The 24,636-nt window shown below is 73.5% G+C and carries 22 protein-coding genes; 21 read left to right on the forward strand and 1 reads right to left on the reverse strand.

The window, feature by feature from the left end; genetic code table 11:
* Positions 1 to 5 precede the first annotated feature (5 nt).
* The 21 genes from FMEAI12_RS06145 to FMEAI12_RS06255 all read left to right on the forward strand — a co-directional run bounded on the left by FMEAI12_RS06145 (position 6) and on the right by FMEAI12_RS06255 (position 23,892).
* Positions 6 to 992: a phosphate starvation-inducible protein PhoH gene (locus FMEAI12_RS06145; RefSeq protein WP_112105296.1), complete on the forward strand. Its 987-nt coding sequence runs from the start codon at positions 6 to 8 to the stop codon at positions 990 to 992.
* On the forward strand, positions 989 to 1,987 hold the full coding sequence (rnc, locus tag FMEAI12_RS06150; protein WP_112105297.1) for a ribonuclease III: 999 nt from the start codon (positions 989 to 991) through the stop codon (positions 1,985 to 1,987). Before FMEAI12_RS06145 ends, rnc begins: the two co-directional genes overlap by 4 nt.
* 15 nt (positions 1,988 to 2,002) lie before the next feature.
* Complete coding sequence (gene mutM / locus FMEAI12_RS06155; protein WP_112105298.1) at positions 2,003 to 2,932, forward strand: bifunctional DNA-formamidopyrimidine glycosylase/DNA-(apurinic or apyrimidinic site) lyase; 930 nt, start codon at positions 2,003 to 2,005, stop codon at positions 2,930 to 2,932.
* A 287-nt stretch (positions 2,933 to 3,219) separates the two neighbouring features.
* Entirely contained in the window at positions 3,220 to 3,996 is a 777-nt protein-coding gene (locus FMEAI12_RS06165; RefSeq protein ID WP_112105300.1) for a DUF2786 domain-containing protein, read from the forward strand.
* 517 nt (positions 3,997 to 4,513) lie between these two features.
* Positions 4,514 to 4,825 carry an acylphosphatase gene (locus FMEAI12_RS06175; RefSeq protein WP_071060615.1) on the forward strand — a complete coding sequence of 104 codons (312 nt, stop codon included), beginning with the start codon at positions 4,514 to 4,516 and terminating at the stop codon, positions 4,823 to 4,825.
* Between the two features lie 518 nt (positions 4,826 to 5,343).
* Positions 5,344 to 5,541 carry a hypothetical protein gene (locus tag FMEAI12_RS06180; RefSeq protein ID WP_018504552.1) on the forward strand — a complete coding sequence of 66 codons (198 nt, stop codon included), beginning with the start codon at positions 5,344 to 5,346 and terminating at the stop codon, positions 5,539 to 5,541.
* Between the two features lie 544 nt (positions 5,542 to 6,085).
* A complete protein-coding gene (locus tag FMEAI12_RS06185; RefSeq protein ID WP_112105301.1) occupies positions 6,086 to 9,877 on the forward strand; it encodes a chromosome segregation SMC family protein in 3,792 nt (1,263 codons plus the stop codon).
* A gap of 196 nt (positions 9,878 to 10,073) precedes the next feature.
* Complete coding sequence (gene ftsY, locus FMEAI12_RS06190; protein WP_071060611.1) at positions 10,074 to 11,369, forward strand: signal recognition particle-docking protein FtsY; 1,296 nt, start codon at positions 10,074 to 10,076, stop codon at positions 11,367 to 11,369.
* A 452-nt stretch (positions 11,370 to 11,821) separates the two neighbouring features.
* Entirely contained in the window at positions 11,822 to 13,387 is a 1,566-nt protein-coding gene (gene ffh / locus FMEAI12_RS06195) for a signal recognition particle protein (protein WP_071060714.1), read from the forward strand.
* A 256-nt stretch (positions 13,388 to 13,643) separates the two neighbouring features.
* The gene (rpsP, locus tag FMEAI12_RS06200; protein WP_026240110.1) at positions 13,644 to 14,084 is read left to right on the forward strand and encodes a 30S ribosomal protein S16; all 441 of its coding nucleotides are present in this window, start codon (positions 13,644 to 13,646) and stop codon (positions 14,082 to 14,084) included.
* Complete coding sequence (locus FMEAI12_RS06205) at positions 14,085 to 14,318, forward strand: RNA-binding protein (protein WP_006544182.1); 234 nt, start codon at positions 14,085 to 14,087, stop codon at positions 14,316 to 14,318.
* Positions 14,319 to 14,375: 57 nt separating this feature from the next.
* Positions 14,376 to 15,068 carry a ribosome maturation factor RimM gene (gene rimM, locus FMEAI12_RS06210; RefSeq protein ID WP_112105310.1) on the forward strand — a complete coding sequence of 231 codons (693 nt, stop codon included), beginning with the start codon at positions 14,376 to 14,378 and terminating at the stop codon, positions 15,066 to 15,068.
* 101 nt (positions 15,069 to 15,169) lie between these two features.
* Positions 15,170 to 16,021, forward strand: a complete 852-nt coding sequence (trmD, locus tag FMEAI12_RS06215; RefSeq protein WP_112105302.1) for a tRNA (guanosine(37)-N1)-methyltransferase TrmD — start codon at positions 15,170 to 15,172, stop codon at positions 16,019 to 16,021.
* A gap of 563 nt (positions 16,022 to 16,584) precedes the next feature.
* Positions 16,585 to 16,941: a 50S ribosomal protein L19 gene (gene rplS, locus FMEAI12_RS06220; RefSeq protein WP_020458783.1), complete on the forward strand. Its 357-nt coding sequence runs from the start codon at positions 16,585 to 16,587 to the stop codon at positions 16,939 to 16,941.
* A 192-nt stretch (positions 16,942 to 17,133) separates the two neighbouring features.
* Positions 17,134 to 18,435, forward strand: a complete 1,302-nt coding sequence (lepB, locus tag FMEAI12_RS06225; RefSeq protein ID WP_112105303.1) for a signal peptidase I — start codon at positions 17,134 to 17,136, stop codon at positions 18,433 to 18,435.
* Positions 18,436 to 18,440: 5 nt separating this feature from the next.
* A complete protein-coding gene (locus FMEAI12_RS06230; RefSeq protein WP_071060710.1) occupies positions 18,441 to 19,163 on the forward strand; it encodes a ribonuclease HII in 723 nt (240 codons plus the stop codon).
* A complete protein-coding gene (locus tag FMEAI12_RS06235; RefSeq protein ID WP_011606858.1) occupies positions 19,160 to 19,456 on the forward strand; it encodes a DUF2469 domain-containing protein in 297 nt (98 codons plus the stop codon). The genes FMEAI12_RS06230 and FMEAI12_RS06235 overlap by 4 nt, the downstream gene beginning before the upstream one ends.
* 197 nt (positions 19,457 to 19,653) lie before the next feature.
* Complete coding sequence (locus FMEAI12_RS06240; protein ID WP_112105304.1) at positions 19,654 to 20,010, forward strand: YraN family protein; 357 nt, start codon at positions 19,654 to 19,656, stop codon at positions 20,008 to 20,010.
* Positions 20,010 to 21,602, forward strand: coding sequence for a YifB family Mg chelatase-like AAA ATPase (locus FMEAI12_RS06245; protein ID WP_112105305.1), 1,593 nt, complete (start codon positions 20,010 to 20,012; stop codon positions 21,600 to 21,602). The genes FMEAI12_RS06240 and FMEAI12_RS06245 overlap by 1 nt, the downstream gene beginning before the upstream one ends.
* Complete coding sequence (gene dprA, locus FMEAI12_RS06250) at positions 21,599 to 22,825, forward strand: DNA-processing protein DprA (protein WP_112105306.1); 1,227 nt, start codon at positions 21,599 to 21,601, stop codon at positions 22,823 to 22,825. The genes FMEAI12_RS06245 and dprA overlap by 4 nt, the downstream gene beginning before the upstream one ends.
* Before the next feature lie 182 nt (positions 22,826 to 23,007).
* Positions 23,008 to 23,892 carry a tyrosine recombinase XerC gene (locus FMEAI12_RS06255; RefSeq protein WP_368672056.1) on the forward strand — a complete coding sequence of 295 codons (885 nt, stop codon included), beginning with the start codon at positions 23,008 to 23,010 and terminating at the stop codon, positions 23,890 to 23,892.
* 128 nt (positions 23,893 to 24,020) lie between these two features.
* Here the strand turns inward: FMEAI12_RS06255 and FMEAI12_RS06260 are convergent.
* A partial coding sequence (locus tag FMEAI12_RS06260; protein WP_112105311.1) for a M23 family metallopeptidase occupies positions 24,021 to 24,636 on the reverse strand: 616 nt, incomplete at its 5' end.

A 24,636-nucleotide genomic window follows, 5' to 3' on the forward strand; every position in this document is an offset into this window, starting at 1 on the left:
ACGGTATGGCACGTGTCGCTGTCGACCTGATCGGAGCGGGCTCCCCGCCGGGCGACCTGCTCGGCGAGATCACCGCCGTCCTCGATGCCGATCCGCGGGTGACCCTGACCGTGGTGGCGCCCACGGACACGGTCGCCCCCGTGCTCGCCGAGTACGGTGTGCTCGAGGGCGGCCGCGTCCGGCTGGTGAACGCGTCACGTGGCGTGGCGCCGGGCCCCGAGGCGCTGCGTGAGGTACGTGCGCTGCGTGAGGCCGGGGTCCGCGTCGCGGCCCGTCTCGTCCGGGACGGCCACGCCGACGCGATGGTCTCCGTGGCCCCGCTCGAAGCGGTCATCGCGGCGGCCGGGTTCACGTTCGGGCTGGTGCCCGGCGCGACCCGGGCCGCCGCGGCCGCGGTCGTCGGGCCGGCCGAGTCCCCGGTGATCCTCTGCGACGCGGGCGGCTCGGTCGACGTGACCGCCGACGAGCTGGCCCAGTTCGCCCTCGCGGGCGCATGCCTGGCGCGCGTCCGGCACGGTGTCGGCGCTCCGGCGGTCGGGCTGCTGTCGGCGCGGCCAGCCCTCCTGGACCCGCTGCGCCGCTCGGCCGGTGACCTGCTCGCGTCGCTGGGCCTCGACCTCGTCGGTCCGGTAACCGCCGACAGGCTCCGGACCGGAACCGGCGTCGACGTCGTCGTCACTGACGGATACACCGGTGACGTGGTGCTCTCCGCGCTGTACCCCAGCGCGCGCCGGGCACGGCCCGAGACGGACCCGGCCTGCTGGCAGGCGAACAGTTCGGACCTTCAGGGGGGAATCATCGTGCTGGGAGTGGACGGTACGGCCGTCCGAGCGGGTGGGCCGGCCGCGACGGCCCCGGTGGGGCCGGGAGCGCTGCCGGAGGCTGTCCGCGCCGCCGTGGGCGCCGCGCGCGCCGGGCTTTCCGGGGCGGTGCGGCAGGCCATGGCGACGCTCGTCGACCGCCGCCGGGAACTGGCGGGGCTGTCCCGATGAGCCGGTCGCAGTCGGTTCCCCCGCCGCGGGACGGATTGGTCGAGGCGCTCGACGTCCACATCGACCCCGAGCTGCTCGACCGCGCGCTGACCCACCGCTCGTACGCGTACGAGAACGGCGGGCTGCCCACGAACGAGCGGCTGGAGTTCCTCGGCGACGCGGTGCTCGGTCTGATCGTCACGGCCGCGCTGTTCCGCCGGCATCCCGACCTCCCCGAGGGGCAGCTCGCCAAGCAGCGTGCCTCGGTGGTGAACATGCGGGCACTGGCCGACGTCGCGCGGCTGATCGGTACGGCGGGTATCGGGCCGTACCTGCTCCTCGGTCGCGGCGAGGAGGCGACCGGCGGGCGGGACAAGCCCAGCATCCTGGCCGACACGCTGGAGGCGGTGATCGGGGCCGTCTACCTTTCGAACAGCCTCGACGTGGCCTCCGGGTTCGTCCACCGGCTCTTCGACCCACTCCTCGACGAGGCGGCCGGGCGCGGCGCCGGGCTGGACTGGAAGACCTCGCTGCAGGAGCAGACGGCTCTGCTGGGCCTCGGCCCGCCCGACTACGCCGTCACCGAGGCCGGCCCCGATCACGCGAAGCGGTTCACCGCGTTCGCGCGGGTCGCCGGCGAGGTGCTCGGCGAGGGTGAGGGCGGTAGCAAGAAGGAGGCCGAGCAGCGCGCCGCGGCCGCCGCCTTCGCGGTGCTCGAGAAGCGCTCGGCGGTGAACGCCGAGGACGAGCTGACGGCCGGCGCGGCCGCCGATCCGGGCGATACCGCCACCGCTTCCGGCAAAGGCGCCTCCGCTCCGGGTAACGGCGCCGCCGGACCGGGTGGCACCGCCGCCGGTTCGGGTAACGGAGCTGCCGCTTCGGTCAACGGCGCCGCGTCGGGCCGGGCGTCCGCGGTGGACGGAACGGGGCCGGCGAGCGGTGCGGACGTGGACGTGGCGGTGAGGGCCGGCGCCGCCCAGGGCGACTCGACGCCGGCAGCGCGGGACTCCCGATGACTCTCGCCATTGGTGATGCCTGAGCTGCCCGAGGTCGAGGTCGTCCGCCGGGGCCTCGAGCGCGGGGTGGTCGGCCGCACTGTCGCCGAGGTGGAGGTCCATCACCCGCGGGCGGTCCGCCGCCATCTCGCCGGGGCCGACCACTTCGCCGCCTCGCTTGTCGGGCAGACGGTGGCCACGGCGCGCCGGCGCGGCAAGTACCTGTGGCTCGGGTTCACGCCGTCTGAACCGCCCAGGCCTCCCGAGGCGCTCAAGCCGTCTGAACCGGCCGAGCTGTCCGAACCGGGCGGCCCGGCGGTCGGTGACGCGCTGCTCGGTCATCTCGGGATGAGCGGCCAGCTCCTCGTGGTTCCGGCGGACAGCCCGGACCAGGTACACCTGCGGGTCCGTTTCCGGTTCACCGACGAGGGCCGCGAGCTGCGCTTCGTGGACCAGCGGACGTTCGGTGGTCTTGCTGTGGTCTCGGGCGGGGCGGAGCTGCCTGCCCCGATCGCCCACATCGCGCCCGACCCGCTCTCCGTCGACTTCGACCCGGAGCGTTTCGTCGACGCGCTGCGCCGCCGGCGCACCGGCCTCAAGCGCGCCCTGCTCGACCAGACGCTGATCAGCGGCGTGGGCAACATCTACGCGGACGAGGGCCTGTGGGCCGCGCGCCTGCACTACGCCCGCCCGACCGAGACGGTGACCCGCGCCGAGGCGCTGCGGCTGCTTGACGCGGTCCGCACGGTGATGACGGCGGCGCTGGCCGCCGGCGGTACCTCCTTCGACCGGCTCTACGTCTCGACCGAGGGCGTCAGCGGGCTGTTCGAACGCTCGCTGGAGGTCTACGGACGCGGCGGCCAGGCGTGCTCCCGCTGTGCCTCGACCATCCGCCGGGACGCGTTCATGAACCGCTCGAGCTTCAGCTGCCCGGCGTGCCAGCCCCGGCCCCGTCGGGTCCGGTGATATTCTTCGAACACACGTTCGAATCGCTTCGCGTCGGATCGCTTCGCGTCGGATCGGGAGCAAGCCGGTCCAGCACAGGTCGGTCCGGCACAGGTCGGTCCGGCACAGGTCGGTCCGGCACGCGGCGGTCGGGCGGGAAGCAGGATCCCGCAGGTATTCGACTCAGCCTCGTCGGTGGCCGTGACCGGGGGCGCTGGCGACGACAGCCATGCCCGGTCCGGCGGGGCCTCACAGACTGTGTTCTCTTCTGGTATCCACTCCGGAGGAGGACCGTGGACGGAGGCGCCATGAACCCCGACGCTCTGCTCGGCCGCGTGCGCAAGCTGCTGGCGATGGCGGAGGCCGAGGGCCTGCCTGACGCGGCCCGGGAGAGCTACAACGCCAAGGCGGCGGAGCTCATCGCCCAGTACGGCATCGACCGGGCACTGATCGAGGACGGTTCTCCCACCGGCCCGGCCGCCGGCGACGTCGTGATGGGCATCGACGCGCCGTACGCGCGGGACAAGATCTCTCTGCTCGCCAGCGTCGCCGACCCCCTGGGCTGCCGGCTCGTGCACCGCACGGCGCCGTCTCCGGCGGGCAGCGGCGGAGCAACCCTGCACTCCGCGCATCTGTTCGGCATGGCGGTCGACATCGAGCGGGTGCAGATGATCTACACCTCGCTGCTCGTCCAGCAGGCGCACGGCCTCGCGGCGGCCCGTCCGCCGGCCTGGGAGGATCCGCGAGCTTTCCGCCGGTCCTGGATGGCGGGCTTCGCCGTCGCCGTCCGGGACAGGCTCGCCCAGGCCGAGGAGGCGGCGCGCCGCAGAGCGGAGGAGAGCCGGGCGGCCGGCCCGGCCGCCGCCGGGCCGGCCGCCCGGCGTTCGGTCGCGGTCGTGCTGGCCGGTCGGGAGGGCCTGGTCGAGGCACATCTCGCCCGCGTCTATCCGCGTTTGCGTACGACCCGAACGAGGCAGCTCTCCGGATCCGGCGGTCGGGACGGCTATCAGGCCGGCCAGCGGGCAGACCTCGGGGAGGGCAGGCGGGTGCCGTCGCAGCGGCGGGCGCGGCGGCAGATCAGTTGACCGGATGACGGGGCCGTGCGCAGATCCGCCCGAGGGCTGACCTGGAGTCGGTGTGGCGCCAGGAGTCGGTGCGACCAGGACCCGGCCGCACCGACTCGTCAGATACCTACAGCTTGCCGCCGGGCAGGTTGGGCACCGCGGTCTGAGTCGGCCGCTCGCCGCGAGGCGGCGCGTAGCCCGGCCCGATCACCTCCTCGGAGGGTGCCGGGGCCGGCGTCACGGTGCGGACGCCCTCGGTGCTGGCGTGCGGAACCGGGGTGACCCCACCGTCCTGATGAAAGTCCTGACCACAACCGGAGAGGAGGAGTGCGGCACCTATCGAGCCCGCGGCGGCGGCACACGCGAGAGATCGCCGAATCGCAGATCGCCTCGGCGTGTGCACGCGGTCACCAACGGTGGTCTCGCTTGACGGCGTCCCACGTCGCGGCCCGGCCTGAACGGTGGCCTGGGCGTCCCTGTTGAGCTGCGCGCTCTCGATGCACATGGTGTCCACAATGGCTAGTACCCTACCGCCCCGATGAACGAGGTTCGCGCGACGAAGGACGCCTCCGGCGGGGACGTGGTCCGCCTCACCGCCCGGGTCGAAGGTCTTGTCCAGGGAGTCGGGTTCCGTGACTACGTGCGCACCAAGGGCCGTCGTCTCGGGCTGGTCGGCTCTGCCACCAATCTGCCCGACGGTGCCGTAGCGGTGATCGCGGAGGGTGAGCGGGGCGCCTGCGAGGCGCTGCTCGAGCTGTTGGTGACCGGTCACACCCCGGGGCACACCGAGCGGGTCGATCATGTCTGGGGCGAGCCGCGGGGCGGATTGGCTGGCTTCCTGCGGCGCTGAAGCGCGTCGGACGAAGGGCGCGAACGCGTCGATTGAACAGACGCGCAATCTGCGGCGACGCGTGTACGAACGGCGGCGAACTTCGCGGAGAAGCCTTCGGCGGCGTGAGTGCGTTTTTGCCCGGTGGGACCACGCCGTCACCGCGTCGATTGTTGATCAATGCTGTCCGCTGTCACTTCGCGCCGCCCTGCTTCCCTTGCGGCATCGCATGATCGTGGCTGGTGGCAGGCCCGAACGTGGGAGGAAGGGGATGAGGAACAAGCCACCTGTCGAACTCGCCACATGGCGGAGCGGGGGTGAACGTGCTGCAACTGGTCCCGGGTCATGTGTCCCGTCGGGTGTACGCCGGCGAGGATTTTCCGATGTTCGGCGGACCGGGCAGGGGCCTTGTGGCATGCTCTTGACTTTCGGTCGCCTGACGTGGGATTCTTAGGTCATTCTCTGGGCCGCGCTCCGATCTTTCTGGTCCCGTCGCGCCCAACATCCCGCTAGGTCACTCATCGTGGAGGACCATCACCATGGCGAAGGCCCTTTTCGGCCACGTCGGTTCCGGCAGCGACATGCGTCTCTCGTACGAGGTACGCCGTCTTCGCGCCCGAGTAGCTGAGCTCGAGTCAGAGCTTGCACGCGTCCGGGCGGTGAACGAGGCACTCGTGGACGGTGTCGACGTCCCTGCCGACGTGCGCGCGCTCGACGTGGAGCCTGCGCTCACCTGAGCCCCCGAGCCCCGACATCCGGGCACCCTGTGTGCCCCATATGCAGTGTCCAGCACGGCACGGACCCCCCTGGTTCATCAGCCGGGCAGGCTCCGTCGCGCCTGCGTGCGTCCCACTCGGGTGTGCCCTAGTGTCCCACGGGCACACCCAGGTGCGCCCGTGGGCGATCATGCCTAATTTCCATCGCTCAGGGTAGGCGTTATGTAGCCTTGAGTCTATTTGGTGTGCTCGGGTGCTGATCCACCGCTGGCTCCGCCTTTGTGGACGGTGCCCTCGCGGGCTGGCGTGCCGCCTTCGCGCACACGACAGCGGCCGTATGACTGCGGCCGCACATACGGATCGGGCTGCCGGTTCTCCGGTCGGCGCGGTCCCGCTCACGGTGCCGTGCGGTCCCGCGGCGACGTGCGGGGCAGGACGACGCTCGCCGGGGCGCCGGGCGTCCCTCGGTACCATGAGCGGGACGAATGTCGGTCGATCTTCGTCCGGGTCGGTGGTCGCCGGCCCGGTAGCGGGGGTTGCCGTTCCCTCCGCCGCCCGGAGCCCGGTGCATCTCAAGAGCCTTACCCTGCGGGGTTTCAAGTCGTTCGCGAGCTCGACCACCTTGCATCTCGAGCCCGGTATCACCTGTGTCGTGGGTCCCAACGGCTCGGGCAAGAGCAACGTCGTCGACGCGATCGCCTGGGTGCTGGGTGAGCAGGGCGCCAAAGCCCTGCGCGGCGGCACCATGTCGGACGTCATCTTCGCCGGCACGCCGTCGCGCCCCGCACTGGGCCGTGCCGAGGTCCTGCTGACGATCGACAACACCGACGGCGCGCTGCCGATCGAGTACTCCGAGGTCACCGTCGGGCGGTTGATGTTCCGCAGCGGTGAGAGCGAATACACCATCAATGGCACCACCTGCCGGCTCCTGGACATCCAGGAGCTGATGAGCGATTCCGGCATCGGTCGCGAGCTGCACGTGATCGTCGGCCAGGGCCAGCTCGACGCCGTCCTGCACGCCCGGCCCGAGGACCGCCGCGCGTTCATCGAGGAGGCGGCCGGTGTCCTGAAGCACCGCAAGCGCAAGGAGAAGGCGCTCCGCAAGCTCGAGGCGATGGCCGCGAACCTCACCCGCCTCACCGACCTGTCCGCCGAGCTGCGGCGTCAGCTCGGGCCGCTCGGTCGCCAGGCGGAGATCGCGCGCAAGGCGGGCGTGATCCAGGCGGCGCTGCGCGACTCCCGGCTCCGGCTGCTCGCGGACGATCTGGCCACCGCCCGCTGCGCGATCGCCTCCGACGCCGCCGACGAGGACGTGCTGCGGCTGCGGGTCGCCCAGACGGAGAAGGCGCTGGCCGACGGGCAGCGACGGGAGGCTGAGCTCGAGGCGCGGCTGGCCGCGGTCGTCCCCCGGGCGGCGGCGGCGGCCGAGACCTGGTACGGCCTGGCCTCGATCCGGGAACGGCTGCGGGGGAGCAGGTCGCTCGCCGCCGAGCGCTCCCGCCTGTTGGGCTCGGCGGAGGAGCACCGCGGCGGTCGCGACCCGGAGGAGCTGGAGCAGGAGGCGACGGCCGTCCGAGAGCAGGAGCTCGCGCTCACCGAGCGTCTCGAGCTGGACCGGGAGACCCTCGAGGAGGTCGTCGCCCGCCGGGGCTCGCTGGAAGAGGAGCTTGCGCGGGAGGAGAAGGTGCTTCTCGCCGCGGCGAAGGCGGCTTCGGACCGCAGGGAGGGAATCGCGCGGCTCGGCGGGCGGGTCGAGGCCGCCAGGTCCCGTGCGGGGGCCGCCGAGGCGGACATCGTGCGGATGACCGAGGCACTGGATGCCGCCCGCGCCCGGGACGCCGAGACTGCCGGGTCCCGCTCTGCGCTCGACACGGAGCTCGCGAGGATCGAGACCGCCCGCGACGAGGTCGCGCAGCGGCACAGCGAGGCCGTCGCCGTCCATGAGGCGGCGAGCGAGCGCCTGGAGGTCCTGCGCGACGCCGAGCGGGCGGCGGAGCGCGACCGTGCCTCCTGGCAGGCGCGCCGCGACGCGCTGGAGCTCTCCCTCGAGCCGGCGGACGGGGCCAGCGCCCTGCTGCGCGCGGCGGCAGGGGAGACGACACCGGCCGACGCTGGTACCGGCGCCGCCGGCGATGGCGGCAACAGCGCGGGAGAGGGGGCTGGGGGCGGTGGCCGCAAGCGCCGGCCGGGCCGTGGCGGGCGGAACGACCCGCGGCAGGCGGTTCCCGCGCAGCTTCCGCCGCTGGAGCCCTCCGTCCAGGTCATCGGCCGGCTCGCCAGCTTCGTCACCGTCGCGCCGGGTGCGCAGGCGGCGATCGCGGCGGCGCTGGGCCCCGCCGCCGACGCGCTGCTCGTCGGTACGCCCGCCGACGCGCTGGCCGCCCTGCGCTGGCTGCGTACCGCCGACGCCGGCCGAGCCGCCCTCGTCCCGGCCGACCGCGTGGACCAGCCCCACCGGGCTGATCAAACGGATGGGGTCGACCCGGCCGATCAGGCGGACGGGGCCGACCGGGCCGAAGCGGGCGGTGGTTCCCCGCAGGGACGTCCCGCGGACCGGAAGCCGGACCTGCCGGCCGGCGCCGTGTACGCGTTCGACCTGGTCACGGTGGTCGACGCCCGGTACGCCCCGGCCCTGCGGGAGCTGCTCGCCGACACGGTCGTCGTCGACGACCTCGACGTCGCCGGGCGGGTGATCGAGCACAGTCCGGAGGCCAGGGTCGTCACCCGGGACGGGGACGTCGTCGGGCCCCGGTCGGCGGTTGGCGGCAGCGCCACGCCACCGTCGGTGCTCGAGATCCAGACCGCCGCGGACGAGGCCGACCGCGGCGCGACCGAGGCGTCCGCCCGCCGCGAGGCGGCCCGTGAGGAGATGGGCCCTGCGCGGGCCGAGGTCGAGCGGGCCCGCGCCGCGATCGACGCCGCGCTCGCCGAGCGCCATGCCGCCGACGCGCGCCACCGGGCCCTGTCCGAGCACCTCGCTCAGATCGAGCGGACCAGGGGCTCCGCCGCCGGGGAGATCAGCCGGCTCGAGCGGTCCAGGCTCGCCGCGGAGACGGCCCGCGACCAGGCCTACGGGGCGCTCACCGAGCTGGAGTCGCAGCTGGCGGCCAGCTCGTCCGAACCGGACGTCGGGGAGCGCTCGCCCGCGGAACGCGACCGGCTGGTCGCGGCGACCTCCGCGGTCCGCGCGGCGGAGGTCGAGGCGAGGCTGTCCGTGCGGACCAGTGAGGAGCGCGCCCGCAGCCTGCACGGTCGGGCCGACGCACTCATGCGTTCGGCGGCCAACGAGCGGGCGGCCCGGGCCGCCGCGGCCCGGCGCCGGGAGGTCCGCGAGCGCCAGTCCGCGACCGCGGCCGCGTTGGCCGACGCGGCGGGCGTCGCGCTGGAGGCACTCGAGAGGTCGCTCGCCGCCGCCGCGACCGAGCGGGAGACGGCCGAGACGGCGCGGCGGGACACCGAGGCCGAGCTCGGCACGGTGCGTGAGCAGGTCCGCGGCCAGGCGACCGAGCTCGCCGCGCTGCGCGACGCCGCGCACCGCGACGAGCTGGCGCGGGCCGAGAAGCGCCTGCGGGTCGAGACCCTGGAGGCGAAGACCCTCGAGGAGCACGGCGTCGCGGCGGACGACCTGATCGCCGAGTTCGGCCCGGACGTCCCGGTGCCGCCCGACGAGCCGGACGGCGTGCCGACGCCGTTCGACCGGGCCGAGCAGGTGGCGCGGGCGGGCCGGGCGGAGAAGCAGCTCGCCCGGCTCGGGAAGATCAACCCGCTGGCCCTGGAGGAGTTCGCCGCGCTGCAGGAGCGCGCAGCCTTCCTCTCCACCCAGCTGGACGACCTGAAGAGCACCCGGCGTGATCTTCTGCTCGTGGTCGACGAGGTCGACGCGCGGGTCCGGGAAGTGTTCGAGACAGCGTTCGCCGACACCGCGCGTGAATTCGAGGTGGTCTTCGCCACGCTCTTCCCGGGCGGTGAGGGACGGCTCGTCCTGACCGATCCGGACGACATGCTGACCACCGGGATCGAGGTCGAGGCGCGTCCACCGGGGAAGAAGGTCAAGCGGCTGTCACTGCTCTCCGGCGGCGAGCGCTCGCTCACCGCCCTCGCGCTGCTGCTCGCGATCTTCCGGGCCCGGCCCTCGCCGTTCTACGTCCTGGACGAGGTCGAGGCGGCCCTGGACGACCGGAACCTGGGCCGCCTGCTCAACGCCGTGGAGGGGCTGCGGCAGAAGTCGCAGCTGATCATCATCACGCACCAGAAGCGCACGATGGAGATCGCTGACGCCCTCTACGGTGTGTCGATGCGCGGTGACGGCGTCACCACGGTGATCAGTCAGCGGCTGCGCCAGCGCGCCTCCGCCTGACAGTCGGTGACGGCTGGTAGTGGCCGCCGAGTCGGGGGCTGTGCCCTGTCGCCGGCCCCGCTGCGGGCCGCCGGACGGCCAAACCACACCGCGAGCCGGTAACGAGGGCGCGTGACCACTCCTCCGGGCCGCCCCGCTTGCGGTGGTCACGGGGTGGGCGAGCGATGGTTGCCCGGCGATCTGTAAGGATCGTGTCGTGGAGCTGGTCATCCTCATCGTTGTGATCGCCGTGGTCCTGGTCGGCATGGTCGGCCTCGTGGCCGGCACCGCCCTGCGCTCACGCTCCCGTCGGGGCGGGTCGCGGGACGCGGACCGGCCGGACGCGGGCGCCGCGCCGTCCGCTCGGTCGGGTGTCGCCACACCGACGATCCCGCCGACATCCCCGCAGACCGGTGCGGCCCCACCCGGCCGGTCGGGCCTGCCCGGCGAGACGGCGGACTCGCCGGCCGGGCTGGTCGGGCAGGGCGGGCCGGCCCCCGCCGGCGCGGCGGGCACGGCGGGCGCGGACAGCGTGCCGGTCACCGGGCCCGAGATCGTCGCCCCGCGGGCCCCGATCGAAGTGCCCGCGCCCGCGACGGGCCGGATGGTACGGCTGCGCGCCCGGCTCGCCCGTTCGCAGAACGCGCTCGGCCGCGGTCTGCTGGCGCTGCTGTCCGGGGACAACCTGGACGAGGAGGCGTGGGAGGACGTCGAGGCGACACTGCTCGTCGCCGACGTCGGAGTCACGGCCACGGCCGAGATGGTCGAGGCGCTGCGCGAGCGCACCAGGGTGCTCGGGGCGCGCACGGCGGCCGACGCCCGGCTGATGCTGCGCGACGAACTGCTCGCCCAGGTCGGCACGACCACCGACCGGTCGCTGCGGACGTCCGCGCCGGACCGGCCCGCCGTGGTCCTTGTCGTCGGCGTCAACGGCACCGGAAAGACCACAACCTGCGGCAAGATCGCTCGGCTGCTCGTCGCGGACGGCCGCTCGGTCGTGCTGGGCGCGGCGGACACCTTCCGCGCGGCCGCCGCCGACCAGCTGGAGACCTGGGGCGGCCGGGTCGGGGCGACGACCGTGCGCGGCGCGGAGGGGGCGGACCCGGCGTCGGTCGCCTTCGAGGCCGTCAAGCGCGGGATCGACGACGGTGCTGACACCGTGCTCGTCGACACGGCCGGGCGGCTGCACACGAAGGTCGGCCTGATGGACGAGCTGACGAAGATCAAGAGGGTCGTCGGCAAGCAGAGCCCGGTGGACGAGGTCCTCCTGGTCCTGGACTCCACCACGGGGCAGAACGCCCTCGTCCAGGCCCGGGTGTTCACCGAGGCGGTGGACATCACCGGCGTCGTGCTGACCAAGCTGGACGGCACCGCCAAGGGCGGGATCGTCATCGCTGTGCAGCGGGAGCTCGGTGTCCCGGTCAAGCTGATCGGCCTCGGTGAGGGCCCGGACGACCTGGCGCCCTTCGAGCCGGAGGCGTTCGTCGACGCGCTGCTGGGCGAGCCGGCCTGACGGCCGCGCGACCGTCAGGCCGCGCCTTTACGTGGCCTCCGCGGTGCGGCCGCGGTTCCGCGGAACCGCGGCCGCACCGCGGCGCGCCTGCTCACTGCGAGGGGGCACCGGAGGACCACAGCTCCGGCCGCTCGAGCCACTTCCGCTCGGACCTGGGTTGATCTAGTCTTTCCGCCTGTGCGGATCCATCGGGATCCGCGGACAGCCGCGCCCCAGGCCGCGACCGGGTCTTGATCGGTCGGGCATGTGAGCCTCCGGCGAGGTGTCTCGCCCTCCTCAGCGCAGAGGGCGGAGCCGGCCGGCGTCGTGCCGGGATCCGTGCGGGCACGCCTCGCCGGGCCGGGCGTCCCGTCCACGGCGGGCCTCACGTCGTCCCGGGTCCCGGTTCCGGATCGGCGCGGGGTGCGTACGCTGGTGCCTGCGGTCCGTCTGCGATCTCGGAGTGTGTGCGCGTGTTCGACACCCTTTCCAGCCGCCTCGACAAGGTCTTCACGTCGCTGCGTGGCAGGGGGCGGCTGACCGACGCCGACATCGACGCCACCGCCCGTGAGATCAGGGTGGCGCTGCTGGAGGCCGACGTCGCGCTGCCGGTCGTCCGCGGTTTCGTCGCCGCCATCCGCGAGCGGGCCCGCGGGGCCGAGGTGAGCACCTCGCTCAACCCGGCGCAGCAGGTCATCAAGATCGTCAACGAGGAGCTCGTCGCCATTCTCGGCGGCGGCACGACCACGTTGCGCTTCGCCAAGACGCCGCCGACCGTGATCCTGCTCGCCGGCCTGCAGGGAACCGGCAAGACGACCCTCGCCGGCAAGCTCGGCCGCTGGCTGCGAGCCCAGGGGCACACGCCGCTGCTCGTCGCCGCCGACCTGCAGCGCCCGAACGCGGTGAACCAGCTCCAGGTCGTCGGCCAGCGGGCCGGGGTCGAGGTCTTCGCCCCGGAGCCCGGCAACGGTGTCGGTGACCCGGTGCGGGTCGCCCGCGACGCGCTCGCCCACGCCCGTCGCCACGTCTTCGACGTGGTGGTCGTCGACACGGCCGGCCGCCTCGGTGTCGACGAGGAGCTGATGCGCCAGGCCGCCGACATCCGCGACGCCGTCTCGCCGGACGAGATCCTCTTCGTCCTCGACGCGATGATCGGCCAGGACGCCGTCTCCACGGCCCAGGCCTTCGCCGACGGAGTCGGCTTCACCGGTGTCGTGCTGACCAAGCTTGACGGTGACGCGCGCGGTGGTGCCGCGCTGTCGGTGGCCCGGGTGACCGGGGCGCCGATCATGTTCGCCTCCACCGGCGAGACCCTCGACGACTTCGACGTCTTCCACCCCGAGCGGATGGCCTCGCGCATCCTCGGCATGGGCGACATGCTCACGCTCATCGAGCAGGCCGAGAAGGCGTTCGAGGTCGAGCAGGCCGAGGCGATGGCCGTCAAGATGGCCAACTCGGAGTTCACGCTCGAGGACTTTCTCGAGCAGATGCTCACCGTTCGCAAGATGGGCCCGATCGGCAACCTGCTCGGGATGCTGCCCGGAATGGGGCAGATCAAGGACCAGCTCGCCCAGGTTGACGACCGTGACCTCGACCGGGTCGTCGCCATCATCCGGTCCATGACGCCGGCCGAGCGGCGGGACCCGAAGATCCTCCAGGCATCCCGCAAGGCCCGGGTGGCGCGCGGGTCCGGCGTGACCGTCACCGAGGTCAACCAACTGCTGGACCGCTTCGGTGAGGCGCGCAAGATGATGCGGCAGATGGCCGGCGGCGCCGGCCTGCCGGCGGGAATGGCACGCGCGAAGGCGGCCCAGGCCCGCAAGGCCGCCAAGAAGGGCAAGGGCGCGCGGCGCAGCGGAAACCCGGCGGCACGCGCCGCGCAGGCGCAGGACCGCCGCAACGCGCCCCAGGACGGCCCGCCGGCGCTCGGCCTTGGGGGCGACGGCCTGCAGGGCATGCCTGACCTGTCCTCGCTCATCCAGCAGGGTGGCTTCGGGGGCGGCGACACCCCGCCGCGGCGTCCCCGCCCAGGCCGCTGACCCGCGCGAACCCACCCGCCCGGCGGGGGCCCTGGCGAAGACCCGGGTGCCCCGGGCGTTGCGTCGGCAGGTGATCTGGCAGACTGTAAGGTCATACAGGCCCTGCCTGCCGGCGTCGGCGTGGCCGCTCTCAGGTGAGTTCCCTCAGGGACCTCCGTGGTGGCTGGTCGTCGGCGGTGTTCTCCCGCCATCGGGGCGTCACGGCTAGTCCGTGTGTTCCGGTGGTCATCGATATGTCTGGAGCCGTACGACCACCGTGGCAACAAAGATCAAACTTCAGCGCCTCGGCAAGATGCGCGAGCCGCACTACCGCATCGTCGTCGCCGACGCCCGCACCAAGCGGGACGGCCGGGTCATCGAGGCCATCGGGCAGTACCACCCGAAGTCCGACCCGAGCATCATCAAGGTCGACCCGGACCGCGTCGGTCACTGGCTCTCCGTCGGCGCCCAGCCGACCGAGCCCGTGCTCGCGATCCTCAAGGTGACCGGCGACTGGCAGAAGTTCAAGGGCCTGCCCGCTCCCCCGCCGATGAAGGTCGCGGCTCCCAAGCCCGACAAGCGGGAGATCTTCGCGGAGGCGGCCCGCGCCGCGGCCGCGGCGGACGACAAGCCCGCCACCACTCCGAAGAAGGCGAAGAAGTCGGCCGCGGCCGACGGTGCCGAGTCGGCGCCCGCCGAGTCCGCCGCGGGGCAGTAAGTGCTCGAAGCGGCCCTCGAGCACCTCGTCCGAGGCATCGTCGACTATCCCGACGATGTCCGGGTGGATCTGTCGAGCAACCGGCGCGGCCGGACGCTGGAGGTCCGGGTGCACCCCGACGACCTCGGCAAGGTCATCGGCCGGCGCGGCCGGACGGCTCGGGCGTTGCGCACCGTGATGGGCGGTGTGGGCGGTCGCGGTCTGCGGATCGACGTCGTCGACGTGGACCGGTAGCCGTGTGCGCTCATCGTCTCCGTGCCCATCGCCTTCATGGGCACGTGGCCGCGTCCCATGGGTGAGCCTGTCGTCGTCGGGCGGGTCGGCCGTCCGCACGGCATTCGTGGCGACGTGACCGTCGACGTCCGCACCGACCTGCCGGAGCGCCGTTTCGCGCCGGGGGCCCGCCTGGTTCGCCAGGTGGCCGATGGGCCGGCCTCGCGGCCGGCCGCGGGCGCCGCCGGCCCGGCTGATGCCGCGGGTGCGGCGGACGCCGCGGGTGCGGCGGACGCCGTCGGCACGGCGGCTGGTCCTGGCTCGGCGGGCGATTCCGGCGCCGCCCGGGCCGCCGGGCCGCCGGGCGCGACGGTGCTGTCCGTCGTGGCGTCCCGGTGGCATTCCGGCCGTCTGCTGGTCCGCTTCGACGGGGTCACGGACCGTGACGCCGCCGAGGCGCTGCGGGGCAGCTTCCTCACCATCGACTCCGACGAGTGCGGCCCGGCGGTCGACCCCGACGACGAGGACGACGACGGCGAGCTGTGGTGGGATCGCGACCTGGTCGGCCTGCACGCGCGCACGCCTGCCGGGGACGTCCTCGGTGAGGTCGTCGACGTCATCCATTCCCCGGGCGGGGAGATCCTCGCGATCGGCCGTCCCGAGGGCGGGGAGTACCTGGTGCCGTTCGTCCGGGAGATCGTGCCCACCGTCGACCCAGCGGCGGGGCACATCGTGGTGGACCCGCCTCCCGGCCTGCTCGACCTCGACTGATTCGGCGCTCCCGCCCGGCCGGCGCTCCCGGCTCCGTCACCGCCCCGTTTCGAGGCGCCGCCCACCGGGTGCGGCCCACCTCCCTCTGACGAAGGCAGCGGATGCGCATCGACGTCGTGACGATCTTCCCGGACTATCTGCGCCCGTTGGAGCTGGCCCTGGTGGGCCGCGCCGCGTCCCGGGACCTCGTCGACATCCAGACCCACGACCTGCGCGCGTGGACGCACGACGTCCACCGCACCGTCGATGATTCCCCGTACGGCGGGGGGCCGGGCATGGTCATGCGCCCGGAGCCGTGGGACGCGGCGCTGCGCGACATCGTGGCCCGTGATCCGTCGCGTCGTCCCCGAGTCGTGGTGCCCACCCCGGCCGGTGTTCCGTTCACCCAGAGCTACGCCGCCGAGCTGGCGGAACAGGACTGGCTGATCTTCTGCTGCGGCCGCTACGAGGGCATCGACGGCCGGGTGGTGGACGCCTGGGCCGACGACGAGATCTCGATCGGCGACTACGTGCTCGCCGGCGGCGAGGTCGCCACACTCGTCATGGTCGAGGCGGTGACGCGGCTGCTTCCCGGCGTCGTCGGCAACGCGGAGTCGATCATCGATGACTCCTTCGCCCACGGGCTGCTCGAGGGGCCGGTCTACACCAGGCCCCCGGTGTGGGAGGGCCGCGCGGTGCCCGAGATCCTCCGCTCCGGCGACCACGCGGCGATCGCCCGGTGGCGGCGGGAGGAGGCGCTGCGCCGGACCCGCCGAAGGCGCCCGGAGCTGCTCGACCGGATCGAGCTGTCGGACGCCGACCGCGCGGTGGTGGCGAGCACCATCGTGGCCGCCCATGGCGGCGGGGACGACCCCCCTGTAACGGGTGTCGAGGACGCGGTGACGGTTGCCGGGAGAGGCACGATCGGTGACGGGCCGGCTCCGTCGGGTTGTGCGTCGAGCCACTGTTCCTGAGCTTCCTGAGTGCTCCGTCGCCTGACTTCTTCGCCGTCCTCCGCCATCGCCGAGCCGGGCGGCCGACATCGAGCCGCCGACCAGCCTGGCCGCGAGGTGTGGACGGGGCGGGGCGTGAGCCGGCCCGTGGTGGCCGGGTCGGCCGCGCCGCGCGTGGTACTGGGGAGGGGCCTGGCGACCGGACGTCGCGATCGTGTGGCACAGTAGGATGCGGTGTCCGCCGGTTCTCTGGCCGACGTTGTCGTGACTGATGCGGTCGTGACCGATGCTTTGATGATCGACATAGCTGTGACCGGCCCTGCCGCGATCGGAGTTGTCGTGAGCGGCGTCGTAGCGACACGCGATATCGTGATCGGCGCTGTCGGTCCGCCGATCCGGCGCCCCGGTCGGTTCGCCGACCCGGCGTAGCCGCTGTTCCGGTTTCCGCCGTCCCGGCGTGTGCTCGCCCGGCCCTGGGTCGGTGCGGTGCCCCGCGTCGAGTGGCGTGCCGGTCGACGCGGCCCGCCGGGCACGTTCCGGCGTTCATGCATTTGACTGTGACAACCTCTGAGGAAGCGACTGCCATGCACACCCTGGACAGCCTCGACGCCGAGTCGCGCAGGACCGACGTGCCGGAGTTCTGGCCGGGCGACACGCTCAAGGTCCACGTGCGTGTGGTCGAAGGTAACCGCCAGCGCATCCAGGTCTTCCAGGGCGTCGTGATCCGCCGCCAGGGGGGCGGCGTGCGCGAGACGTTCACCGTCCGCAAGGTGAGTTTCGGTGTCGGTGTGGAGCGGACCTTCCCCCTCCACAGCCCGATCGTCTCGCGGGTCGAGGTCGTGACGCGCGGTGACGTCCGCCGGGCGAAGCTCTACTACCTCCGCCAGCTCCGCGGCAAGGCCGCGAAGATCAAGGAGAAGCGCGAGCCGGTCGGCCGCTGATCCCGCGCGCGGGCCGGCAGCCCGGTGACCTCGTCGCAGGACTTCCGGCGACTGGCCGCTCACCAAACCACTTCGCCGCGTGAGCGGTGCAGCAGGATGGTCAGGTCGTGGGTCGAACCGGTCAGGCCACGGCCATGGGCGGGTGTCGACCCGTTCCGTGACGAATGACGGCCGACCTCGCGAGGTGGCGCAGTGAGTGGATCGGACCGGGGCACGCCCGAGCCGTTCGGTGGTCAGGCGCAGGGCGGTCTGCCGTCCGACGGCCCGGCCTCAGGCGCTGCGGCGGGTGGTCACGGGCAGCGCGGTGACGCGGCTCTCCCCTGGGACACCGGCACCGACGTCTCGGACTCCCGGCGCGCTGCGGATTCCGGCCTGGCCGATTCCGGGCTGGCCTCGGACACCCGCGGCCGGGATGAGCGCGGTGACCTGACGGGCGACGCCGTGCACCCGCCAAACGGGCCGGACGGGCCTACCGGAACGGCCGGGCACGAGGGCGCGGCCGGGGGCGGGGGCGGTGAGCCTGCGGCGACGGGCCGGCGGATCTCGCGCCCGCCGGCGGGGCGGGACCGCGGGCGCGGCTCCTTCCTGCGCGAGCTGCCGGTCCTGGTGCTGGTCGCGTTCCTGCTGGCGCTGCTGATCAAGACCGTGTTCGTCCAGGCGTTCTGGATTCCGTCCGAGTCGATGGAGCGGACGCTGCTCATCGACGACCGGGTCCTGGTGAACAAGGTCATCTACCATTTCCGGGACGTGCACCGGGGCGAGATCGTCGTGTTCAACGGCGAGGGCACCGGTTTCGAGCGGGAATCGATCGTGGCCCCGCCGGCCAACGGCCTGAGCAGGTTCATCCGCGGCGCACAGGAGCTGCTGGGCCTCGGCGCGCCGAGCGAGAAGGACTTCATCAAGCGGGTGATCGGCGTAGGCGGTGACGTCGTCGCGTGCTGCGACGCCGCCGGGCGGGTGACGGTGAACGGCAAGGCGCTGGACGAGCCGTACGTCTACGAGAACGACTTCCAGGCGTTCGGGCCGTTCACGGTCCCCGACGGGGACCTGTGGCTGATGGGCGATCACCGCTCTCGCTCGTCGGATTCCCGCCAGAACGGCCCGGTCCCGCAGGACAAGGTGATCGGCCGGGCGTTCGTGCGGGTGTGGCCGCTCGGCCGGTTCGGCCTGCTCACGGTGCCCGGCACGTTCTCCGGCATCCCATCGGCCTCCGCCGCGCCTGCTCGGACGCCCGCTCCGACGTCCGACGAGACGGCACCGAGTTCGCCGCCGGGCGCGGTCGGCGTGCCCGGAAGCACCGGATCCGCGGATCTGCTGATCGCCCCGGTCGGCGCACTCGCCCTCGCCGTTCCCGCGAGCCGGCGGCGGCACTCGGGCGGGCGGCGGTCGACCGGCGGGCGGTCCATCGGCTGGTCGACGCGGGCGAGCGGGGAGCGGCGCTGCGGCCCGCGCAGGCGGTGGGCGAGACGGCGCGGCATGGGCGGTTCACCCTGATCGCGATGGACGTGCGTGGCACGGCGATCCGCTCCGACGCCGGCCTCTTCGGCTACGAACGGGCGCTCGTCCGACGCGGGCTCGGGCCGGTCGCAGGTGTGGACGAGGCCGGCCGGGGAGCCTGCGCCGGGCCGATGGTGGTGGCCGCCGTCGTCCTGGATCAGCGTCGTCTGGGGCTGCTCAGGCGGCTGGCCGACTCGAAGCTCCTCACCGAGCGGGTCCGCGAGGAGGTCCACGCGGATGTTCTGGCAGCGGCGGCGGCGGTGTCGACCATCGTCATCCCCGCCGCCGAGATCGATCGGAACGGCGTGCACGTCGCCAACATCATGGGGATGCGGCGGGCGGTGGCGGCGCTCGACGTCCGGCCGAGGTATGTGCTCACCGACGGGTTCGCGGTCGCGGGTCTTGGGGCCGAGTCGCTGGCGGTGATCAAAGGCGACCTGATGGTCGGGTGCATCGCCGCGGCGTCGGTCGTGGCCAAGGTGACCAGGGACCGGATCATGCGTAGTTTGCACAAGCGGTATCCCGAGTACGATTTCGCGCAGCACAAGGGCTACGTCACAGCGGCGCACACCGCCGCGATGACGCGGTACGGGCCGTGCGAGCAGCACCGACTGTCATATGTCAACGTCGCCGCGCTGGCGGCGCCGGCAGGGGAAACACGATCGTTGCGGCTGGAGGACAGGGTTGCTATGACCAGCCTGCGTGGCGTCACGGAGACCGCATGAGCGCGGAGGATCTCGAAAAGTACGAGACCGAGATGGAGCTCCAGCTCTACCGCGAGTACCGCGACGTGGTCGGGTTGTTCTCGTACGTGATCGAGACGGAGCGTCGTTTCTATCTCGCGAACGATTATCAGATCGAGGTCCGGAACAGTACGGACGGCGAGGTCTTCTTCGAACTGACCCTGCGGGACGCCTGGGTGTGGGACATGTTCCGTCCCGCCCGATTCGTGAAGAACGTGCGAGTCGTCACCTTCAAGGACATCAACGTCGAGGAGCTCACCAAGGCCGAGCTCTGAGCGACGGCGCGCCACCGGTTCGCGTGCCGTCGCGGACGGTGGTGCCCCGTGGTGCCCGTCGCGCGGACCGCTCCGGGTGACCCTGTGGACGAGAAAACCTTGTCCACAGGTCTCCCTTCAGCGGCCACCGACGGCTCGCGCACGCGGAACCTGATCTCACCGGCGGGCGACCGACCCCCGGTGGGACGGAGCCTCGGATGCGGGTCAGTCAGCGGCTCGGCAAGTTCGGTGAGGACGTCGCCGCGCGCCACCTGAGCGCCGACGGTGCGGAGATCCTTGCCCGGAACTGGCGCTGCCGGGACGGCGAGATCGACATCGTCGCCCGCCACGGCGACACGCTCGTCTTCTGCGAGGTGAAGACGCGCAGCGGCGCGGACTACGGGAGCGGCCCGGACGCCGTGGTCGGCCGCAAGACGGCGAGAATCCGGCGGCTGGCCGTGCGGTGGCTGGCCGAGCACCCGCATCCACCGGCGATCATCCGTTTCGACGTGCTGTCGGTCTACCGGGAGCGGCAGGGGTCCGTCCGGGTGGAGCACCGGCGGGGTGCCTTCTGATGGCGCTTGCGCGGTCGCTGGCCGTCGCGGTCGTCGGTATCGAGGGCCATCTCGTCGAGGTGGAGGCCGACCTGGCCCGCGGCCTGCCCGGGCTGACGCTCATCGGCCTTCCGGACGCGGCACTCCACGAGGCCCGGGACCGGGTGCGGGCCGCTGTCGTCAACTCGCGTGAGCGCTGGCCGGACCACCGGATCACGGTCGGCCTGTTCCCGGCGACCCTGCCCAAATCCGGCAGCGGCTTCGACCTGGCCATGGCCGCCGCGATCCTGGGCGCCGCCGGCGTGGTCCCCGCAGCCGCCCTCGGTAGCAGGGTCCTGATCGGTGAGCTCGCGCTCGACGGCCGGCTTCGGCCGGTGCGCGGGGTGCTGCCAGCCGTTCTCGCTGCGGTCGAGGCCGGCCTGGCGAACATCGTCGTGCCCGAACCCAACGCGGGCGAGGCGTCGTTGGTCCCGGGCGCGGTCGTCGAGTCCATGCCCGACCTCGCCAGCGTGCTCGGCCTGCTACGCGGCCGCCCACGGCTCGGCCTGGCCCGGTTCCCCGCGGCATTGGCACCGGCACGGGTGTCGGAGCCCGCATCGGTGTCGGCATCGGCGGCGGCGCCGCCGGAGCGGGAGCCGGAGCCGATCGGGCCTGATCTCGCGGACGTCGCCGGCCAGAGCCGGGGGCGCCTGGCCGTGGAGGTGGCCGCCGCGGGCGGACACCACCTGTTCATGCAGGGCCCGCCCGGCTCGGGCAAGACCATGCTGGCCGAGCGGCTGCCCGGGCTGCTTCCGCCGCTGGACACCGCCGCCGCGCTGGAGGTCACCGCCGTGCACTCGGTGGCGGGCGTTCTTCCCGTCGGCCGCCCGCTGGTCACGCGGCCTCCCTTCCGTAGCCCGCATCACTCCGCCACGCCGGCGGCGCTTGTCGGCTCCGGCTCCGCGGTGATCCGCCCGGGGCTGGCCAGCCAGGCGCACCACGGCGTCCTGTTCCTCGACGAGGCACCGGAGTTCGGCCGAACCAGCCTGGACGTGCTGCGCCAGCCGCTCGAGAGCGGTGTCATCGAGGTGGCGCGGGCCCGGGCCACCACCCGGTTCCCCGCCCGCTTCCTGCTCGTGCTGGCCGCGAACCCGTGTCCCTGCTCGCGGGCCCGCGGCCCCCGTGACAACACCTGCGACTGCCCGAGCACGGTGCGCCGGCGCTACCTGGCGAGGCTGTCGGGGCCGCTACTCGACCGGATCGACATCCAGGTGGCGTTGACCGCGCCGAGCCGTGCCGAGCTGCGGGCCGATCGGGGGCTTGGCACCTCCTCGAGCGTCGTCGCCGAGCGCGTCGCTTCGGCCCGGGCCGCGATGCGGCGCCGACTCGCCGGCACGCCGTGGCGGCGTAACGCCGAGGTGCCCGGCCCGTCACTGCGCCGCCAGTGGCCGCTGCGGCCGGCTGCGACCCGGCTCGCCGACCGTGCCTTCGAGCGGGGCCTGCTCACCGCGCGTGGGCTGGATCGGGTGCTGCGCGTCGCCTGGACGGTGGCGGACCTCAAGGGCGAGGACCGGCCGGGCCCCGACGAGATCGGGCTCGCCCTGGACCTACGCCTTCCCGGGGGATCAGCGTGAGTGCCGGGGCGGGCGAGGTGTCGTCCCCGATTGGTGCTCCTGCGCCCGGCGGCGACGAGCCACGGCGCCTTGCGCGGATCGGGCTGAGTCGCATCGCCGGCCCGGATCTCTCCTCGCTTCCCGAACAGCTGCACGGGCTCGGAGATATCGCGCTGTGGGAGCGCCTGAGGCCGCAGCACCCCGGTGTCGACCCGCGCCAGGACGTCGAGACCGCCGCGCAGGTCGGCGCGCGTCCCATCTGCCCAGGTGACCCGGAGTGGCCCTCCTGTGTCGACGCCCTCGATGAGGCCCGTGGCGGCGGCCGGGAGGTCGGCGCCCCTCTCGTGCTGTGGGCTCGGGGGGCGGGCCGGCTCGATCACCTCAGCCAGCGGGCCGTGGCCGTCGTCGGCTGCCGCGCGGCCACGGCGTACGGCGTCCACCAGGCGGAGGAGCTCGGGTACGGGCTCGCCGGGCGCGGCTGGACGGTGGTCTCCGGCGCGGCGTTCGGAATCGACGCCGCCGCACACCGCGGCGCCCTCGCTGCCGCGGGGCCGACAATCGCGGTCCTCGCCGGGGGTGTGGACGTGCCCTACCCTGCCGCGCACGCCGACCTGCTCGACGAGATCGCCGCCTCCGGCCTGGTTCTCAGCGAGACCCCACCGGGCAGCCCGCCCTACCGGCGGCGGTTCCTCACCCGAAACCGGGTCATCGCCGCGCTGTGCGCGGGGACGGTGCTCGTTGAGGCCGGGCTCCGCAGCGGTGCGCTGAACACCATCCGCCATGCCCGGCGGCTCGGCCGCACCGTGATGGTGGTGCCCGGGCCGGTGACGAGCGCGATGAGCGCCGGCTGTCATCGCCTCCTGCGGGACCATCGCGAGGAGGCGGTGCTGGTCACCAGCGCCGGTGACATCTGCGAGGAGATCGGCCCGATCGGCGAGCTGGAGCCCCGCTCGACCGGCCCGGCCCGGGCGCGCGACGGTCTCGCGGATCTCGTGCTGGAACTGCTCGACGTGATGCCGGCCCGCTCCACGATCGGCGTCGCCGAGCTGGCCCGCCGCGTCGGCAGGCAGCCTGGGGCGATCCTCGCCCTGCTGGGCCCGCTCGCGGTCGAGGGGCTGGTGGAGGCGACCCACTCCGGGTATCGGCTGACCGCGCTCGGCCGCTCCTCCTCGTCCCCGCCCCGAGGCCAGCCAACCTCGCCCGAGGGCGCGCCGCCGGCGGCGTCCGGCTCCACGCCGCCTTGACGCCTCGCCATTCCGGCGGCCAAGGTCGCGCAATGGGGACGGGTGGCGATCCCGCGGCCACGGCCCGCGGTGGCCGTGGTGACAGCGCTGGTGGCGGCAACGGCGGTCGCGCTGGCGCAGGTCCTGGTGACGGTGATGGAGGCAGTGGCGGCGACGGCTGGGCGGGTGCCGTCGAGGTTTTCGTGCGCCATCTGGTCGCCGAACGGGATCGTTCGCCGGAAACCGTCCGGGCCTATCGCGCAGATCTCGCGGGCCTACGTGCGCACGCCGCCGCGGCCGGCCGTACGGATCTCCTGGACCTGGATCTCGCCGTGCTCCGCGGGTGGCTGGCCGGCATGCGTTCCGCCGGAGCGGCACCGGCCACCATCGCCCGCCGTGCGTCCCTCGCCAGGGTGTTCTCCGCCTTCGCCGCGCGGCGGGGATTCCTCCCCGATGACGTCGGGGCGCGGCTGGCGACCACCCGGGCGCCGCGGCGGATCCCCCAGGTACTCACCGCGGCACAGGCGGACCGGCTGCTGGAGACACGGCCTCGGGGCGATCGTGCGCAGGAGCCGCGCGACGTCGCGCTGAACCTGCGTGACGATCTGGTTCTGGAGATCCTCTACGGCAGCGCGGTGCGGGTCTCCGAGCTGTGCCGGCTCGACATCGGTGACGTCGACCACGAGCGGCGCCTCCTGCGCGTGCACGGCAAGGGCGGCCGCCAGCGCAGTGTGCCGTTCAGCGTGCCCGCGGCGGGCGCGCTCGACGTCTGGCTCACCAGGGGCCGGCCCTACCTCGCGACGCGCGTCGAGGCGGCGCTGCTGCTCGGTACCCGTGGCGGCCGGCTCGACCCGCGTTCCGTGCGCCGGCTCGTCCAGGCGCGTGGCGCCGCCGCGGGGGTTCCCACCGGTCTGACGCCGCACGGCCTGCGCCACGGCGCGGCCACCCACATGGTCGAAGGCGGCGCGGACCTGCGCTCCGTGCAGGAACTGCTGGGACACGCCAGCCTGTCGACCACGCAGATCTACACCCATGTCACCCCGGAGCGGCTGCGCGCCGCCTTCGACCAGGCCCATCCGCGGGCCTGACGTCCGCGCCACCGACCGATCCCCGTAGCGGACCGAGCCGCATGACGGAGTGCTCCCGTTCGGTGGCGTCCCCGAGTACCGGGCCGGCCTGCCATCGGCGGTTCAGGGGCATCGGCGGTTCAGGGGCATCAGCCATCCAGCGGCAGCAGCCGTGGCGGGACCCGGTGGAAGAAGGAGAGGGGATCGAGGTACTCGGAGCCGCGCAGCACGCCCCAGTGCAGGCAGGCGGCACCCGGGCAGCCCGGGTGGCCGGCCTCGAGAAGCCCGAGCTGATCGCCACCGCCAACCGTCTGGCCTTCGTGGACGAGGGGGCGTACCGGCTCGTAGGTGGTACGCAGCGCGCCGTGGACCACCGTCACGACCCACCTGTCACCGACCCATCCGGCGAACCCGACGACACCCGGCCGCGCTGCCCGGACACCGACACCGGGATCGGAACGAAGATCCACCCCACGGTGGCCCGGGCCGTAGGGATGCGTGGGAGCGCGGAAGATCCCGGCCACCGTGACCGGCTCCGGCAGCGGCCAACGCCACCTCTGGTCGCCGTCCCGCGCCCGCGCCGGGGCCGGGGCCTGCGCCGGGGACGAGGTTGGGGCGTCGGGCGTGGGTTCAGTCGGCGCCGCGGCTGTGAGCCCGCCTGGGGAGTCGTTGACCGCCGGAGCCGCGGTGGGCTCGGAGGAGGCCGTTCGGGGGATCGCCACCGTCGTCGCGGGTGTGTCCGCCGGTGACCTTGAGGTCGTGGCG

The sequence above is a fragment of the Parafrankia sp. Ea1.12 genome, from assembly GCF_900465275.1.
Classification (GTDB): Bacteria; Actinomycetota; Actinomycetes; order Frankiales; family Frankiaceae; genus Parafrankia; species Parafrankia soli.

Coding starts and splice junctions, on each gene's coding strand:
- rplS (WP_020458783.1), top strand. CDS start 16,585: ATGCACACCCTGGACAGCCTCGACGCCGAGTCGCGCAGGACCGACGTG.
- rimM (WP_112105310.1), top strand. CDS start 14,376: ATGGGTGAGCCTGTCGTCGTCGGGCGGGTCGGCCGTCCGCACGGCATT.
- FMEAI12_RS06165 (WP_112105300.1), top strand. CDS start 3,220: ATGAACCCCGACGCTCTGCTCGGCCGCGTGCGCAAGCTGCTGGCGATG.
- FMEAI12_RS06145 (WP_112105296.1), top strand. CDS start 6: ATGGCACGTGTCGCTGTCGACCTGATCGGAGCGGGCTCCCCGCCGGGC.
- mutM (WP_112105298.1), top strand. CDS start 2,003: ATGCCTGAGCTGCCCGAGGTCGAGGTCGTCCGCCGGGGCCTCGAGCGC.
- FMEAI12_RS06245 (WP_112105305.1), top strand. CDS start 20,010: ATGGCGCTTGCGCGGTCGCTGGCCGTCGCGGTCGTCGGTATCGAGGGC.
- FMEAI12_RS06175 (WP_071060615.1), top strand. CDS start 4,514: ATGAACGAGGTTCGCGCGACGAAGGACGCCTCCGGCGGGGACGTGGTC.
- FMEAI12_RS06230 (WP_071060710.1), top strand. CDS start 18,441: ATGGACGTGCGTGGCACGGCGATCCGCTCCGACGCCGGCCTCTTCGGC.
- FMEAI12_RS06180 (WP_018504552.1), top strand. CDS start 5,344: ATGGCGAAGGCCCTTTTCGGCCACGTCGGTTCCGGCAGCGACATGCGT.
- rnc (WP_112105297.1), top strand. CDS start 989: ATGAGCCGGTCGCAGTCGGTTCCCCCGCCGCGGGACGGATTGGTCGAG.
- trmD (WP_112105302.1), top strand. CDS start 15,170: ATGCGCATCGACGTCGTGACGATCTTCCCGGACTATCTGCGCCCGTTG.
- FMEAI12_RS06240 (WP_112105304.1), top strand. CDS start 19,654: ATGCGGGTCAGTCAGCGGCTCGGCAAGTTCGGTGAGGACGTCGCCGCG.
- FMEAI12_RS06235 (WP_011606858.1), top strand. CDS start 19,160: ATGAGCGCGGAGGATCTCGAAAAGTACGAGACCGAGATGGAGCTCCAG.